This window comes from Lentzea kentuckyensis, from assembly GCF_002150765.1.
GTDB lineage: Bacteria > Actinomycetota > Actinomycetes > Mycobacteriales > Pseudonocardiaceae > Lentzea > Lentzea kentuckyensis.
Genome location: NZ_MUYM01000207.1, coordinates 1 through 1,255 on the forward strand (window position 1 = coordinate 1; position 1,255 = coordinate 1,255).

Annotated in this window: 1 protein-coding gene and 1 pseudogene; both read right to left on the reverse strand. The window is 71.6% G+C overall.

Annotated features, from left to right (window positions below; all coding sequences use genetic code 11):
* The coding region (locus B0F77_RS50385; protein ID WP_483868460.1) for a glycoside hydrolase family 38 N-terminal domain-containing protein at positions 1–477 on the reverse strand (477 nt) is incomplete at its 3' end.
* A gap of 212 nt (positions 478–689) precedes the next feature.
* Positions 690–1,217, reverse strand: a pseudogene (locus B0F77_RS51095) (hypothetical protein); the annotation flags it as partial.
* Positions 1,218–1,255: the final 38 nt, after the last annotated feature.

Here is a 1,255-nt window from a genome sequence, read left to right on the forward strand (position 1 = left end):
GTTGTAGGTGTCGACCGGCGGCAGGTGTGCGAGCAGCCGCGAGCCGTCCAGTCCCTCCCACCAGAAGGTGCTGTGCGGCAGGCGATTGGTGTCGTTCCAGGACATCTTCTGGGTCAGCAGCCACCGCTTGCCCGCCTGGCGCGCGATCTGCGGGAGACCGGCGGAGTAGCCGAAGGAATCAGGGAGCCAGACCTCGGCGGACTCGACCCCGAACACCTCCTCGAACCACCGGGTGCCCTCGGTGAACTGGCGCACCAGGGCCTCCCCACCGGGCAGGTTCGTGTCGGACTCGACCCACATTCCGCCGACCGGCAGCCACCGCCCGTCCGCGACGGCGGCCCGGATGCGCTCGAACAGCTCCGGGTAGTGCGCGCGCACCCACTCGTACTGCTGGGCGGAGGAGGCCACGAAGACCATCTCGGGCCGCTCGGCGAGCAGGGAGAGCGCGTTGGCGAACGTCCTCGCGCACTTGCGCACGGTCTCCCGCGCGGGCCACAGCCAGGCGGAGTCGNNNCGATCCGGGCGGCCCTGGGCGAGGACGGGGGCAGCACGTCGAGCAGTCCCCTCAGCACACGCAGGTCGTGCGCGAGTTCCTCGACCTCGAGGTCCCGCTCGGCGAGCACCACTTCCCCGAGCACGTACAGGGGTTCCTCCCCCGCGGTGTCGCGGTCGCCCAGCGGGGTGGGTGCGAAGTCGAAGTCGGGGTTCGTGTCGGGGTTGGCGGCTGCCTCGACGTAGAAGTCGATCCGGTCGCCGGTGCTCACGTCGGCGAGAGGGACGTGGTGGTTGAACGGACTGATTCCCTTGAGGATCCGCCCGCCCGGCGACCACGCCGTGCCCTCGCACTGGAAACCGGGCGAACCGGCGCGGAAACCGAGGTCGACGAGCACGTCCACCGGGCCTGGACTCAGGTCGTCCGGCCACTCGCCGGTGACGTGGAACCACCAGGTGCTCCACGGTGCGCCCCAAGGGGTTCCCGGTGCGATGGGGTGATACTCGGCGGCCAGGGCCTCGGCGAACGGCACCGGCTCGCCGGGTGCCTGCCACGCGGTCACCCGCAGAGCGACGGTGCGCCGGTGCAGCGCGGGGGTGATCCGTTCGTCGACCAGGCGGCGAAGCCGACCGGCAGCGCTGTCGCGATTGAGGTGCACGAGTCTCTCCGGTGTCAGGGACTGACGTGGCCGACGGGCACGACACCGGTTCCGGTGCCGAGCCACAGACGGGTGCGCGGCCGGCCGACGGGGTGCCCGGCGGC